Raw genomic sequence first — 14,822 nt, 5'->3', positions numbered from 1 at the left:
TGATAGAATCGGCGTTTTTCCCCCTTGATACACACCGGTACCCATGACCAGCCCAGCACTTAAAGACCCCGCCAAGACCCGCGTCATCGTCGGCATGTCCGGCGGCGTGGACTCTTCCGTCTCAGCCCTTCTGCTCATCGAGCAGGGCTACCAGGTGGAAGGGCTGTTCATGAAGAACTGGGAAGAGGACGACGGCACCGAATACTGCACCGCCCGTGAAGACCTGGCCGACGCCCAGGCCGTGTGCGACCGTATCGGCATCAAGCTGCACACCGCCAACTTCGCCGCCGAATACTGGGACAACGTGTTCGAGCACTTCCTTGAGGAATACAAGGCCGGCCGCACACCCAACCCCGACATCCTCTGCAACCGCGAAATCAAGTTCAAGGCGTTTCTCGACTACGCCCTGTCGCTGGGTGCCGACCTGATCGCCACCGGCCACTATGTGCGCCGCCGCGATACTGGCGCGCTCACCGAACTGCTCAAGGGCCTGGACCCGAACAAGGACCAGAGCTACTTCCTGCACGCCGTCGGCGGCCAGGAAATCGCCCGCACACTGTTCCCGGTCGGCGAACTGGAAAAGCCCGAAGTACGCGCCATCGCCGAAAAGCACGGCCTGGCCACCGCCAAGAAGAAAGATTCCACCGGCATCTGCTTCATTGGCGAGCGCCGCTTCAGCGACTTCCTCAAGCAGTACCTGCCGGCCCAGCCAGGCGACATTGAAACCACCGAAGGTGAAGTGATCGGCCGCCACCATGGCCTGATGTACCACACCATCGGCCAGCGCCAGGGCCTGGGCATTGGCGGCCTGAAGGATGCCAGTGACGAGCCGTGGTACGTGCTGCACAAGGACCTGGCCCGCAACGTGCTGGTGGTCGGCCAGGGCAACGAGCACCCATGGCTGTTCTCCCGCGCCCTGCTGGCCTCGGAAATTTTCTGGGTCAACCCGGTCGACCTCGGCAGCCCACGGCAGCTGACTGCCAAGGTGCGCTACCGCCAGAGCGACCAGCGATGCACCCTGGAACGCACCGCCAGCGGCTACCGCGCCGTGTTCGACGAGCCTCAGCGCGCCGTGACGCCGGGCCAGTCGGTGGTGTTCTATGACGGCGAAGTGTGCCTGGGCGGCGGCGTGATCGAGGCTGCCGAGCCGTGGAGCCCGCGCGCATGAGCAACCTGCAGGAGCAGCTGATCGCGTTGGGTGGTGTGTTCCAGGCCGCCGTGCTCGTCGACCGCATCGCCCGCACCGGCCAGGCCAGTGAAGCCAATATCGGCTGCATGCTGGGCAGCCTGCTGGTGCGCGACCCCAAGGATACCCTGGAGGTGTTCGGCGGTGACGACCTGAACCTGCGCGACGGCTACCGAGCGCTGATCGGCGCCCTCGAGCGCGACCCCAACAGCCTGCAACGCGAGCCGCTGCGCTACGCCCTGTCGATGCTGGGCCTAGAGCGCCAGCTGAACAAGCGTGGCGACCTGCTGGACACCATCGGCAACCGCCTGCCGCAAATCCAGTCGCAGGCCGAGCATTTCGGCCTGGTTCACGAAAACGTCATCGCTTCCAGTGGAGCCTTGTACCAAGACACCCTGAGCACCTTGCGCCAGCGCATCCAGGTGCACGGCGACATGCGCTTCCTGCAGCAGCCCAACAATGCCTCGAAGATCCGCGCCCTGCTGCTGGCCGGCATCCGCGCCGCGCGACTGTGGCGGCAGCTGGGCGGGCACCGTTGGCAGCTGGTGTTCAGCCGGCGCAAGTTGCTGAACGAACTGTACGACATGATGCGCAGCCCCAACTGACGGGCTGGGCAGCCCTTTGTGGGAGCGGGCGTGCCCGCGAAGCAGGCGACGCGGTGTATGGCACCGGCTACGCCGGTGTTCGCGGGCATGCCCGCTCCCACAGGGTCTGCCACCAGATCCAAATTGGGCCGACCTTTGGTCAGCCACCCGACCCAGGCGCATTTTTCATGTATGATATGCGCCCTTCCAAAAGCCTGACTGTCCGAGAACACCCCATGCAGCTTTCTTCGCTCACTGCGGTTTCCCCTGTAGACGGCCGTTATGCCGGCAAAACCCAGGCCTTGCGCCCCATTTTCAGCGAATTCGGCCTGATCCGTTTCCGCGCCCTGGTCGAAGTGCGCTGGCTGCAGCGCCTGGCCGCCCACCCGCAAATCGGCGAAGTGCCGGCGTTCTCCGCCGAAGCCAACGCCCTGCTGGACAGCCTGGCCACCGATTTCAAGCTGGAGCACGCCGAGCGCGTCAAGGAAATCGAGCGCACCACCAACCACGACGTCAAGGCCATTGAATACCTCCTCAAGGAGCAGGCCGCCAAGCTGCCTGAGCTGGCCAAGGTCAGCGAGTTCATCCACTTCGCCTGCACCAGCGAGGACATCAACAACCTGTCCCACGCCCTGATGCTGCGCGCCGGCCGTGACGAAGTGCTGCTGCCGCTGATGCGCCAGGTCGCCGACGCCATCCGCGCCCTGGCCCACGCCCACGCCGAAGTGCCAATGCTGTCGCGCACCCACGGCCAGCCGGCTTCGCCGACCACCCTGGGTAAAGAGCTGGCCAACGTCGTGTATCGCCTGGAGCGCCAGATCGCCCAGGTTGCCGCCGTGCCGCTGCTGGGCAAGATCAACGGCGCCGTGGGCAACTACAACGCCCACCTGTCGGCCTACTCGCAGATCGACTGGGAAGAGAACGCCCGCGCCTTCATCGAAGACGAGCTGGGCCTGCAGTTCAACCCGTACACCACCCAGATCGAGCCGCACGACTACATCGCCGAGCTGTTCGACGCCATCGCCCGCTTCAACACCATCCTGATCGACTTCGACCGTGATGTGTGGGGCTACATTTCGCTGGGTTACTTCAAGCAGAAGACCGTCGCCGGCGAAATCGGCTCGTCGACCATGCCGCACAAGGTCAACCCGATCGACTTCGAAAACTCCGAAGGCAACCTGGGTATCGCCAACGCGCTGTTCCAGCATCTGGCCAGCAAGCTGCCGATCTCGCGCTGGCAGCGTGACCTGACCGACTCCACCGTGCTGCGCAACCTGGGCGTGGGCTTTGCCCACAGCGTCATCGCCTTCGAGGCCAGCCTGAAAGGCATCGGCAAGCTGGAAGTCAACGAAGCTCGCATCGCCGCCGACCTGGACGCCTGCTGGGAAGTGCTGGCCGAGCCGATCCAGACCGTGATGCGCCGCTTCAACATCGAAAACCCCTACGAGAAGCTCAAAGAGCTGACCCGTGGCAAGGGCATCACCCCAGAAGCGCTGCTGACCTTCATCGACGGCCTGGACATGCCAGCCGAAGCCAAGGCCGAGCTCAAGCAGCTGACCCCCGCTACCTACATCGGTAACGCGGCAGCCCAGGCCAAACGCATCTAAGCTGAGCGTCGCGTACAACGCCCGGCCTGGCCGGGCGTTTTTATTCCCGTACGAAAATTACGTTTTTTCAATAGGTTGAACATGAATCCTGATACTCCACTGCAGCTGCTCGGCGGCATCTCGGCCCGCGAATTCATGCGCGACTACTGGCAGAAGAAGCCGCTGCTGGTACGCCAGGCCTTCCCGGACTTCATCAGCCCGATCGACCCCGACGAGCTCGCCGGCCTGGCCCTGGAAGACGAAGTCGAGTCGCGTATCGTGCTGGAGCACGGCGCACACCCGTGGGAGCTGCGCCGCGGCCCGTTCAACGAAGACACCTTCGCCGAACTGCCGGAAAAAGACTGGACCCTGCTAGTACAGGCCGTTGACCAGTTCGTTCCGGAAGTGGCCGAACTGCTGGAAAACTTCCGCTTCCTGCCCAGCTGGCGTATCGATGACGTGATGATCAGCTTCGCCGCCCCGGGTGGCAGCGTCGGCCCGCACTTCGACAACTACGATGTGTTCCTGCTGCAAGGCCACGGCCAGCGCAACTGGAAGATCGGCCAGATGTGCAGCAGTGACAGCCCGCTGCTGGAGCACGCCGACCTGCGTATCCTGGCCGAGTTCGAGCAGAGTGGCGAGTGGACCCTGGAGCCCGGCGACATGCTCTACCTGCCACCGCGCCTGGCCCACTACGGCGTGGCCGTGGATGACTGCCTGACCTACTCGGTCGGCTTCCGCGCACCGAGCGCTGCCGAAGTGCTGACCCACTTCACCGACTTCCTCGGCCAGTTCCTGCCCGACGAAGAGCGCTACAGCGACGCCGACGCCCAGCCGGTCAGCGACCCGCACCAGATCCAGCACGATGCCCTCGACCGCCTCAAGGCGCTGCTCGACAAGCACATGGGCGACAAGGACCTGCTGCTGACCTGGTTCGGCCAGTTCATGACCGAGCCGCGCTACCCCGAGCAGATCGTTGGCGAAGAGCTGAGCGAGGAAGAGCTGATCAATGCCCTTGAGCAAGGCGCCATCCTGATCCGCAACCCCAGCGCACGCCTGGCTTGGTCCGAGTTCGAAGACGACCTGCTGCTGTTCGCCAGCGGCCGTAGTTGCCCACTGCCTGGCAAACTGCGAGAGCTGCTGAAGCTGGTATGTGCGGCCGACGCCCTGCACATCGATAACCTGGCCGAGTGGCTGCAGGATGAGGATGGCCTGATGCTGGTACAGCAGCTGGTCAAGCAAGGGAGCCTGGGATTCGCCAATGAATAAGATCAGCGTTCGCCTCGCCGATTGGCACAAAGACAACGCCGACATCCGCCGTATCCGTGAAGCCGTGTTCGTCGCCGAGCAGCACATTCCACCAGAGCTGGAGTTCGATTCGGAAGACCAGGACGCCCTGCACTTCCTGGCCCTGGAAGGCGACTATCCGATCGGTACTGCGCGCCTGCTGGCCGACGGCACCATCGGGCGCATCTCGGTGCTCAAGGACTGGCGTGGCCTGAAGGTGGGCGATGCGTTGGTCAATGCGGTCATCGTCGAAGCGCAGAACCGCGATTTGAAACAGCAGATGCTCAGCGCCCAGGTGCACGCCACGCCGTTCTATGAGCGGCTGGGCTTTCGCGTAGTCAGCGAGGAATTCCTCGAAGCTGGCATCCCGCATGTCGACATGGTGCGCGACTCGCGCGCCTGATCCATCACCTGCACTGGCCGCTTCGCGGGTAAACCCGCTCCTACAAGCACCGCGCTTCCCTGTAGGAGCGGGTTTACCCGCGAAGAGGCCGGCTCAGGCGATATACATCCCCGCTGACAAAAAACCTGTACATCCATCCAGATAAAACTTGCCTCTGCGCCCCCGCTTGCGCATCCTATGGCCCACCACCCCGATGAAGCGTCCCCGGCCATGCGCCTGTTTCTCTGCGAAAAACCCTCCCAGGCAAAAGACATCGCCAAAGTGCTCGGCGCCAACCGCAAAGGCGACGGCTGCTGGCAAGGCACCGACATCTGCGTCACCTGGTGCATCGGCCACCTGCTGGAAACCGCCCCGCCCGACAGCTACGACGAACGTTACAAGCGCTGGAACCTGGCCGACCTGCCGATCATTCCAGACAAGTGGAAGATGCTGGTAAAGCCCAAGACTGCCAGCCAGTTCAAGGCGGTCAAGCGCCTGCTCGGTGAAGCGCGGGAGCTGGTGATTGCCACCGACGCCGACCGCGAAGGCGAAATGATTGCCCGCGAGCTGGTCGAGCATTGCCGCTACCGAGGCCCGGTGCAGCGCCTGTGGCTGTCGGCACTGGACGACGCCTCCATCCGCAAGGCCCTGGCACGCCTGCTGCCAGGCCACGAGACGTTCAACCTGTACCACTCGGCGTTGGGCCGCTCGCGCGCCGACTGGCTGATCGGCATGAACATGAGCCGGCTGTTCACCCTGCTGGGCCGCCAATCCGGCTACCAGGGTGTGCTGCCGGTAGGCCGCGTGCAAACGCCGACCTTGCGCCTGGTGGTCGACCGCGACCGCAGCATCGCCGACTTCGTGCCGGTGCCGTTCTGGGCCATCGACGTACAGCTGGAACACGCCGGCCAACGCTTCAATGCCCAATGGCGCGCCCCCGAAGACGCCTGCGATGACCAAGGCCGCTGCCTGAAGCAAAGCCTGGCACAGCAGGCCGCCACCGACATCGGCCATGCCGGCACTGCCCGAGCGGTAAAGGTGGCGACCGAGCGTGTGCGCGAAGCAGCACCGCTGCCCTTCGACCTTGGCACCCTGCAGGAGCTGTGCTCGAAAAAGTTCGGCCTCGGCGCCCAGGAAACCCTCGACATTGCCCAGGCACTGTACGAAACACACAAGCTGATCACCTACCCGCGCAGCGATTGCGGCTATTTGCCACAAAGCCAGCACGCCGAGGCACCCGCCATCCTTGCCGCCCTGCAACGGGCCGATGCCAGCCTTGCGCCGCTGCAGCCCTACCTGGAGCCGCAACGCCGCTCGCGGGCGTGGAACGACGCCAAGGTCAGCGCTCACCATGGCATCATCCCCACCGCCGCCGCCAGCGACTCCTCGCGCCTGCCGGCCAAGCACAAGGCCGTTTACACCCTGATCCGCGCCCGCTATCTGGCGCAGTTCCTGCCCAACCATGAGTACGACCGCACCCAGGCCGACTTCGACTGCGCCGGTCATGCGCTGCGTGCTGTGGGCAAACAGATCGTCGAGCCGGGCTGGCGCCGCGCCTTGCCCGAGGCGCTGACCCCGGCCAAAGGCCGCGAGGCAGCACCAGCCCAGGTGCTGCCGGCGCTGCGCGAAGGCCAGGACTGCAACGTACACGGCCTGCAACTGAAAGACCTGTGGACCCAGCCGCCCAAGCCGTTTACCGAAGGCGACCTGATCAAGGCGATGAAAAACGTGGCCAAGCTGGTGGATGACCCTCGGCTGAAGCAAAAGCTCAAGGAAACCACCGGCATCGGCACCGAAGCCACCCGCGCCAGCATTATCCAGGGCCTGCTCGACCGCGGTTACCTGGTGAAGAACGGCAAGGCGTTGTCGGCCACACCTGCGGCCTTCAGCCTGATCGACGCGGTTCCCCGCGCGATTGCCGACCCCGGCACCACGGCGATCTGGGAGCAGGCGCTGGACATGGTGCAAAGCGGCGAGATGACCCTGGAAGAGTTCGTTGCCCGACAGTCGGCGTGGATGGGCAAGCTGGTCGAGCGTTGCAGCGGCATGCGCATGACCATCAGCGGGCCAGCGGCCGGGGCGGCCCCGCCCTGGAAAAAGAAACGTCGCGGTGGCGGGAAGAGCAAAGCGACTGGAAGCAAGGCGACCCCAGGCAAGCCACGGCAGGCGCGAAAAAAGCGAGCCCCCCTGTAGGAGCGGGTTCACCCGCGAAGAGGCCAGCCCAGGCAACACATTAACCACAGGCAAACCACAAACCCCGACCAACACATTGGCAACGTGAAATTTAACTGCTAACTTTTCATGAAAATAAACATAATAATTTTCACGGAAAATCCGGCATGTTCAAACAATCCGCCCAGCACGTCGCCAGTTACTACGCCCAGACCTACCCCGCCAACATCCCATTACGCCCTACCCTGCAAGGCGCTCAGGACACCGACGTGCTGATCATCGGCGCCGGTTTCAGCGGCCTGCACACTGCCCTGCGCCTGACCCAGGCCGGCAAACGCGTAACGCTGCTGGAAGCCAGCCGGGTTGCCTGGGCGGCCTCCGGACGCAACGGTGGCCAGGCGCTGTTGGGCTGGTCGTGCGACATGCCGCCGCTGGAGCAGGCCCTTGGCATCGAACGCACCCAACGGCTATGGGCCAGCATGTGCTGGGCCGCCGACGAGATGCGCGAACTGCCCCAGCGCCACGGCTTCGACATCGACTACCGGCAGGGCAGCCTGTGGACTGCGGTATTGCCACGCCGGGTGAAAATGCTCGAAGAGGCCCTGCATGATGCCGAGCATAAATGGGGTTACGACGCCCTGCGCCTGATTGGCCGTGACGAGTTGCCGCAATGGATCGACAGCCCGCGCTACCAGGCCGCGCTGTACGACGCCAAAGGCGCCCACCTCAACCCGCTGAAACTGGCGCAGGGCCTGGCCAATACCATCGAGGCTGGCGGCGGGCGAATCTACGAACAGAGCCAGGTGCTCAGCTACCAGCAGGCTCGCGACGGCTATGTCGCCCGTACCGACCGTGGCGAAGTTCGTTGCCAGGTATTGGTGCTGGCCTGCAACGCTTACATCGACCGCCTTGACCGCAGCCTGTCGCGTCGCCTGTTGCCAGTCGGTTCCTACCAGGTAGCCACTGCGCCTCTGGATGCCGACTTCGCCCATTCGTTACTACCTCGCAACAGTTGCGTGATCGACAACCAGTTCGTGCCCGACTACTTCCGCCTCACCCCAGACCACCGCCTGCTGTTCGGCGGTGGCTGCACTTACCTGGGCGGCATTCCCAAGGACGTCGCCAGCGCCACCCGCCCGTACCTGGAGCGGGTATTCCCGCAACTGGCCGGGGTGGCCATCGACTATGCCTGGGGCGGCCACATCGATTGCAGCATCAAGCGCACCCCGGACGTCGGCCGCGAGGGCCAGCGCTACTGGCTGCAGGGTTTCTCCGGCCATGGCGTACTGCCGACCCTGGCGGCGGCGCGTGCGGTCAGCGATGCCATTCTCGGCGATGAAGACCTGTTGGCGCTGTACCAAGGCATCGACAACGGCCGCTTCCCCGGTGGCGACCTGCTGGCTGCGCCATTGGAAGCGGCGGCAAAGGCCTGGTACCGCATGCGCGATCGCGTCTGAAGGGCATGAGTGCGGGCCTCTTCGTGGGTGAACCCGCTCCTGCGCATTCAAAATCCATGAGCCCCCTGTAGGAGCGGGTTCACCCGCGAAGAGGCCCGCACAGGCAACACAACTTCCTGATACCCGCCAAAATCCCTCCTATTCTCAATAGCTCCCTTCGCTTCCTGCACTCAGGAGACACGACCATGAGCTATGTAACCACGAAGGACGGCGTACAGATCTTCTACAAGGACTGGGGCCCGCGCGATGCGCCGGTGATTCACTTCCACCACGGCTGGCCGCTCAGTGCCGATGACTGGGACGCGCAGATGCTGTTCTTCCTCGCTGAAGGCTACCGCGTGGTCGCCCACGACCGGCGAGGCCATGGCCGCTCCAGCCAGGTATGGGACGGCCACGACATGGACCACTATGCCGACGACGTAGCCGCCGTGGTCGCCCACCTGGGCACCCAGGGTGCCGTGCATGTCGGCCACTCGACCGGCGGCGGCGAGGTGGTGCGCTACATGGCCCGGTACCCTGAAGACAAGGTGGCCAAAGCCGTGCTGATCGCGGCCGTACCACCCTTGATGGTACAAACCCCCGGCAACCCCGGTGGCCTGCCCAAGTCGGTATTCGACGGTTTCCAGGCCCAGGTTGCCAGCAACCGGGCGCAGTTCTACCGGGATGTGCCAACAGGGCCGTTCTACGGCTACAACCGCCCAGGGGTCGAAGCCAGCGAAGGCATCATTGGCAACTGGTGGCGCCAAGGCATGATCGGCAGTGCAAAGGCCCATTACGATGGCATCGTGGCGTTTTCCCAGACCGATTTCACCGACGACCTGAAGGGCATCCAGCAGCCGGTACTGGTGATGCACGGCGACGATGACCAGATCGTGCCCTATGAAAACTCCGGGGTACTTTCGGCCAAGCTGCTTCCCAATGGCACGCTGAAAACCTACAAAGGCTACCCGCATGGCATGCCCACCACCCATGCCGATGTGATCAATGCGGATTTGCTGGCGTTTATTCGTAGTTGATGTTTTCGCCAGTACCGGCCCTTTCGCGGGTAAACCCGCTCCTACGGGATTACGCCATCTTCGTAGGAGCGGGCTTGCCCGCGAAAGGGCCGGCACTGGCAACACACCTTCCCCAGGATTACCATGCTCCCCTTCTAGTGCAGCACTTTGCCGCCTCCTTGCCTCCCTGCCTGTCAAAAACCCATGCCCTTCGAACTCACCGTAGAACCCCTCACCCTGCTGATCCTGGCGCTGGTTGCCTTCGTCGCCGGATTCATCGATGCCATCGCCGGTGGCGGGGGCCTGCTCACCACTCCGGCCCTGCTCACTGCCGGCATGCCACCGCACCTGGTCCTGGGCACCAACAAGCTCAGTTCCACCTTCGGCTCGGCCACTGCAGGTTTCACTTACTACAAACGCAAACTATTCCACCCGGCGCAGTGGCGCCCGGCATTGTTCGCCACCCTGACCGGGGCGTCGCTCGGCGCCGTCATTGCCCACTACATGCCAGCCGAATGGCTGAACAAGATGTTGCCGGTGATCGTCTTCGCCTGTGGCATCTACCTGTTGTTCGGCGGCACGCCCAAGGCACCGCTGGATGCCGATGCACCGATCAAGAAAAAGTGGCAAGTGCCGCAAGGCTTCACCCTGGGCTTCTACGACGGCGTAGCCGGCCCAGGTACCGGGGCGTTCTGGACGGTCAGTACCCTGCTGCTATACCCCATCGACCTGGTACGCGCCAGCGGCGTGGCGCGCAGCATGAACTTCGTCAGCAACATCGCGGCGCTGACGGTGTTCATCATTTCCGGGCAGGTGGACTACATCGTCGGCCTGTGCATGGGCCTGTCGGTGATGGTCGGCGCCTTTTTCGGCGCACGCACGGCGATCAGCGGCGGCAGCAAGTTCATCCGCCCGGTGTTCATCACCGTGGTGCTGGCGTTGACCGTGCGCCTAGCGTGGCAACACTGGTTCGGGCAGGCCTGATGGGCTGTGATCCCCCTGCTTCCCCGCCCTGGCTGCGCGAGAAATGTCCTCCGCCCTCGTTGCAGGACTTAGCAATGGAGTGACCATTGCCTGCGCCCTGCGCCTAATCGGAGAACATGTCTCACTGCAGCTAGGATGGGAAAGCAGGGATATCAAGGCCCAGGCGCCGCGCAACGTACAGATCGATCAAGTACCGGGCAATCGACCGCCCAGCCGGCAGCGGCGGCAGGTCGTGGACGCTGAACCACTTGGCGTCCTCTATCTCGTCCGGTTGCATGACAATCTCGCCACCGGCGTACTCGGCATGGAAACCGAGCATCATCGAATGCGGAAACGGCCAGCACTGGCTGCCGACGTACTGAATGTTCTTCACCTCCACCGCCACTTCTTCGCGCACTTCGCGCACCAGGCAGTCTTCGGCCGATTCACCCGGTTCGGCAAAACCTGCCAAGGTGCTGTACACCCCGGTGACGAAGCGCGGCGAACGCGCCAGCAGGATTTCATCGCCGCGGGTCACCAGCACGATCATGCTGGGTGAAATGCGCGGATAGCTGCGCAGGTCGCAGGGTTGGCAATACATCGCCCGCTCCCAGCGAATTTGCGTCATCGCCTGGCCGCAACTGCCGCAGAAGCGATGCTCGCGGGCCCAGGTGCCGATCTGTGCGGCATAGCCCAGCACCTTGTAGGTGTCGAAGTCGCCTTCGAGCATGAACGCACGCAGGCCGCGCCAGCTGCAGCCAGGCACATCAGTGGCGCTGCGCAGTTCCAGCAGGAACACCGGCTGGCCGTCAAAGTGGCCGATGCCATGCTCGCACAGCACGTCGAGGTCCTGGCGCTTTAGCCAGTCGCGGGGGAACAGCGCGCCGTTGGCGTCCACCAGAAACCCTTCAGGGCTGCGGGCCACGGCCAGCCCCCCGGTCATCTGTGGGTCGAGTACTGCAGTAGTCCAGCGTGCTGACATGTCGGGGATTCCTTTACTGCGCGTCCCCCGGCCCGATCAGTCGGCGAACGTCGGTTTCTGTTTGCTCATGTGCGCCGCCACAGCCACACGCAGGTCTTCGGACTGCAGCATTGCGGCGTTCCAGGTGGCAATGTAGTCCAGGCCATCGTCGATGCGATGGTCACGCATGTAGCTGAGCATTTCCTTGGTGCCGGCCACGGCGATCGGCGATTTTGCGGCAATCTCGCGGGCGATGGCAAAGACGCCGTCCATCAGTGCAGCCTGATCATCATAGACTCGGTTGACCAGGCCGATACGCAGCGCCTCGTCGGCCTCGACATTGCGCCCGGTAAACGCCAGCTCACGCATGATGCCGTCGCCAATGATGCGTGGCAAACGTTGCAATGTGCCGACATCGGCAGCCATGCCCATGTCGATTTCCTTGATCGAGAACTGCGCGTCACTGCTGCAGTAGCGCATGTCGCACGCCGAGATGAGGTCGATGGCGCCGCCGATGCAGTAGCCCTGCACGGCCGCCAGTACGGGTTTGCGGCACGCGTCTACAGCGCTGAACGAAGCCTGCAGCCGCTGGATGGTCTTGCGCAGGAAGCGTGCATTGCGGCCCACGTCCTTGCCCATCTGCCCAGCCAGCGAGGCCAGCATCATCAGGTCGATACCGGCGGAAAAATGCTTGCCAGCGCCACTGATCACCACCACGCGCACGGCATCGGTGTCATCGATCCACTGGAAGATGTCGACGATTTCCTCCCAGAAGGCCGCATTCATCGCGTTGACCTTCTCTGGGCGATTGATCTGAACATGGGCGACGCTGTCGGTCAGTTCGACCTTGAATGCACTGTACTCGGTCACGGGCGGCACTCCTGAGGATGAAAGGTTCATGACACCGATGGTAACCCAGCCCAATGGCCGTACATGTGCCAAAAACGGGACTGTGCGCCTTGCCTAAGACGCGTATATCCGGCACCGTGCGCCATCGCTGAATTATAAGGATACATATTTATGTCACGCCCCCTGACCGGCGCCCTCGCCCACGGTTTTCTGGGCAAGTCGCCGATTTGGTACAAGGTGGTCATCTGCCTGTTTTTGGTGCTCAACCCGCTGTTGTTGGTAACCATTGGCCCGGTTGCGACCGGCTGGGCACTGGTGCTCGAATTCATCTTCACCCTGGCCATGGCCCTGAAATGCTACCCGTTGATGCCCGGTGGCTTGTTGCTGATCGAAGCCCTGCTGTTGCAGATGACCACGCCACAGGCGCTGTACGAGGAACTGCAGCACAACTTCCCGGTAATCCTGCTACTGATGTTCATGGTCGCCGGCATCCACTTCATGAAGGAACTGTTGCTGTTCCTGTTCTCACGCATTTTGCTCGGGGTGCGTTCCAAGGCCATTCTGGCGCTGCTGTTTTGCGTACTGTCGGCGTTTCTATCCGCGTTTCTCGATGCCCTGACCGTCACGGCGGTGATCATCAGCGCTGCGGTCGGCTTCTACGCGGTGTACCACCGCGTCGCGTCCGGGGCCAATCCGCGCGAGGACAGCGCACTGGAGAGCGACCAGCAAGTCGCTCACCTGCACCGGGAAGACCTCGACCAGTTCCGCGCCTTCCTGCGTAGCCTGCTGATGCATGGCGCTGTGGGTACCGCCCTGGGCGGCGTTTGCACGTTGGTGGGCGAGCCGCAGAACCTGTTGATCGGCCACGAGATGGGGTGGCACTTCGTCGACTTCTTCTTGAAGGTGGCGCCCGTATCGCTGCCAGTGCTGGGTGCTGGCCTGGTGACCTGCGTGCTGCTGGAAAAAGCGCGCCTGTTCGGCTACGGCACGCTGATGCCCGAACCGGTGCGCAGGGTGCTGACCGCCTATGCGGCCGAAGACGATGCGGCGCGCACCCAGGCCCAGCGCATCGCGCTGTGGGTACAAGGGCTCGCTGCACTGATCCTGATCATCTGCCTGGGGCTGCATGTGGCCGAGGTCGGCCTGATCGGCCTGATGGTGATCGTACTGATCACGGCCTTCACCGGCATCACCGACGAGCACCGCCTGGGCCGTGCCTTCCAGGACGCCATGCCGTTCACTTCGCTGTTGGTGGTGTTCTTCGCCGTGGTCGCGGTGATTCATCAGCAGCAGCTTTTCAGCCCATTGATCAACTGGGTGCTGACGCTGCCGGCCGAACAGCAACCGGGCATGCTGTATCTGGCCAACGGCTTGCTGTCGGCGATCAGCGACAATGTGTTCGTTGCCACCATCTACATCACCGAAGTGAAGCAGGCATTTCTCGATGGCAGCATGAGCCGCGAGCATTTCGAAACCCTGGCGGTGGCGATCAACACCGGCACCAACCTGCCAAGCGTGGCGACGCCGAACGGGCAGGCGGCGTTCCTGTTCCTGCTGACCTCGGCCATTGCACCGCTGATCCGGCTGTCGTATGGGCGGATGGTGTGGATGGCGCTGCCCTATACCGTGGTGATGGGCGGGTTGGGATGGTGGGCGGTGACGTACTGGCTGTGAGGCAGGCCTGTGCGGACCTGTGCGGGGCCTTTCGCGGGCAAACCCGCTCCTGCATGGGTTTCGCCGCAGGCAAGATCGTCTACAACTTTTTCCCCGCACAGGCGTCGAAACACAGGTACGCCCCATCCGCTCCAAGGAGGTCACCCATGGCGCTGCGCACAACACTGCTGCTTTCCTGCATGACCCTGGCCCTGCTCGGCTGCGCCGGCAACGATCACCCGGCACCGCCGCGTACCCAGCAGGTGGACCTGCAACGCTATCAGGGTACCTGGTACGAACTGGCACGCCTGCCGATGTTCTTCCAGCGTAACTGCGTGAAGTCCGAGGCGCGCTACGGCTTGCGCGAGGACGGCCGTATCGATGTAACCAATCGCTGCCAGGAAAAGGACGGCCAGTGGAATGAAGCCCAGGGCATCGCCGAGGCTCAGCAACCGGGCAGCACCGACAAGCTGTGGGTGCGCTTCGACAACTGGTTCAGCCGCCTGGCACCGGGCCTGACCAAGGGTGAGTACTGGGTGCTTTACCACGACAAGGACTACCGCGTGGCACTGGTCGGCCACCCCAACCGCGAGTACCTGTGGCTGCTTTCGCGCACGCCAGCGGTCACCGACCAGCAGCGCGAGCAACTGCTGACAATCGCCCGAGAGCAAGGTTATGACACCAGCGAGCTCATCTGGCGGCAGGATAACTAGCGGGCCGTCGACGGCGGGTGGCAATCCGGCTAAG

General features: G+C 63.5%; 13 protein-coding genes. 11 read left to right on the top strand and 2 right to left on the bottom strand.

Annotation, left to right across the window (positions count from 1 at the left end):
• Positions 1 to 43 precede the first annotated feature (43 nt).
• The 9 genes from mnmA to PRJ_RS10205 all read left to right on the top strand — a co-directional run bounded on the left by mnmA (position 44) and on the right by PRJ_RS10205 (position 10,633).
• Positions 44 to 1,168, top strand: coding sequence for a tRNA 2-thiouridine(34) synthase MnmA (gene mnmA, locus PRJ_RS10260; protein WP_010954817.1), 1,125 nt, complete (start codon positions 44 to 46; stop codon positions 1,166 to 1,168).
• Positions 1,165 to 1,791 (top strand): high frequency lysogenization protein HflD, encoded by a 627-nt coding sequence (gene hflD / locus PRJ_RS10255; protein ID WP_010954818.1) that lies wholly within the window; start codon positions 1,165 to 1,167, stop codon positions 1,789 to 1,791. Before mnmA ends, hflD begins: the two co-directional genes overlap by 4 nt.
• Before the next feature lie 215 nt (positions 1,792 to 2,006).
• Positions 2,007 to 3,377 (top strand): adenylosuccinate lyase, encoded by a 1,371-nt coding sequence (gene purB / locus PRJ_RS10245; protein WP_010954819.1) that lies wholly within the window; start codon positions 2,007 to 2,009, stop codon positions 3,375 to 3,377.
• An 81-nt stretch (positions 3,378 to 3,458) separates the two neighbouring features.
• Positions 3,459 to 4,625 (top strand): cupin domain-containing protein, encoded by a 1,167-nt coding sequence (locus PRJ_RS10240; protein WP_014590368.1) that lies wholly within the window; start codon positions 3,459 to 3,461, stop codon positions 4,623 to 4,625.
• Positions 4,618 to 5,046: a GNAT family N-acetyltransferase gene (locus tag PRJ_RS10235; protein ID WP_003251237.1), complete on the top strand. Its 429-nt coding sequence runs from the start codon at positions 4,618 to 4,620 to the stop codon at positions 5,044 to 5,046. Before PRJ_RS10240 ends, PRJ_RS10235 begins: the two co-directional genes overlap by 8 nt.
• 210 nt (positions 5,047 to 5,256) lie before the next feature.
• Complete coding sequence (locus PRJ_RS10225; RefSeq protein ID WP_104961309.1) at positions 5,257 to 7,218, top strand: DNA topoisomerase III; 1,962 nt, start codon at positions 5,257 to 5,259, stop codon at positions 7,216 to 7,218.
• Positions 7,219 to 7,364: 146 nt separating this feature from the next.
• Positions 7,365 to 8,654, top strand: coding sequence for an FAD-binding oxidoreductase (locus PRJ_RS10220; protein WP_104961308.1), 1,290 nt, complete (start codon positions 7,365 to 7,367; stop codon positions 8,652 to 8,654).
• A 185-nt stretch (positions 8,655 to 8,839) separates the two neighbouring features.
• A complete protein-coding gene (locus PRJ_RS10215; protein WP_104961307.1) occupies positions 8,840 to 9,670 on the top strand; it encodes an alpha/beta fold hydrolase in 831 nt (276 codons plus the stop codon).
• Between the two features lie 183 nt (positions 9,671 to 9,853).
• On the top strand, positions 9,854 to 10,633 hold the full coding sequence (locus tag PRJ_RS10205) for a TSUP family transporter (RefSeq protein ID WP_060489072.1): 780 nt from the start codon (positions 9,854 to 9,856) through the stop codon (positions 10,631 to 10,633).
• A gap of 130 nt (positions 10,634 to 10,763) precedes the next feature.
• Here PRJ_RS10205 and nudC read toward each other — a convergent pair whose 3' ends face one another.
• Together nudC and PRJ_RS10195 are read right to left on the bottom strand one after the other, a co-directional pair.
• Positions 10,764 to 11,594: an NAD(+) diphosphatase gene (gene nudC / locus PRJ_RS10200; protein WP_104961306.1), complete on the bottom strand. Its 831-nt coding sequence runs from the start codon at positions 11,592 to 11,594 to the stop codon at positions 10,764 to 10,766.
• Positions 11,595 to 11,630: 36 nt separating this feature from the next.
• The gene (locus PRJ_RS10195) at positions 11,631 to 12,443 is read right to left on the bottom strand and encodes a crotonase/enoyl-CoA hydratase family protein (RefSeq protein WP_104961305.1); all 813 of its coding nucleotides are present in this window, start codon (positions 12,441 to 12,443) and stop codon (positions 11,631 to 11,633) included.
• Positions 12,444 to 12,593: 150 nt separating this feature from the next.
• On the opposite strand from PRJ_RS10195, the gene nhaB reads away from it, so the two are divergent.
• On the top strand, positions 12,594 to 14,096 hold the full coding sequence (nhaB, locus tag PRJ_RS10190) for a sodium/proton antiporter NhaB (protein ID WP_104961304.1): 1,503 nt from the start codon (positions 12,594 to 12,596) through the stop codon (positions 14,094 to 14,096).
• Positions 14,097 to 14,242: 146 nt separating this feature from the next.
• Positions 14,243 to 14,788: a lipocalin family protein gene (locus PRJ_RS10185; protein ID WP_104886356.1), complete on the top strand. Its 546-nt coding sequence runs from the start codon at positions 14,243 to 14,245 to the stop codon at positions 14,786 to 14,788.
• The last annotated feature ends 34 nt before the right edge of the window (positions 14,789 to 14,822 follow it).

The sequence above is a fragment of the Pseudomonas sp. XWY-1 genome (assembly GCF_002953115.1).
Lineage (GTDB): Bacteria > Pseudomonadota > Gammaproteobacteria > Pseudomonadales > Pseudomonadaceae > Aquipseudomonas > Aquipseudomonas alloputida.
This window is presented reverse-complemented; position numbering and strand designations above follow the sequence as displayed.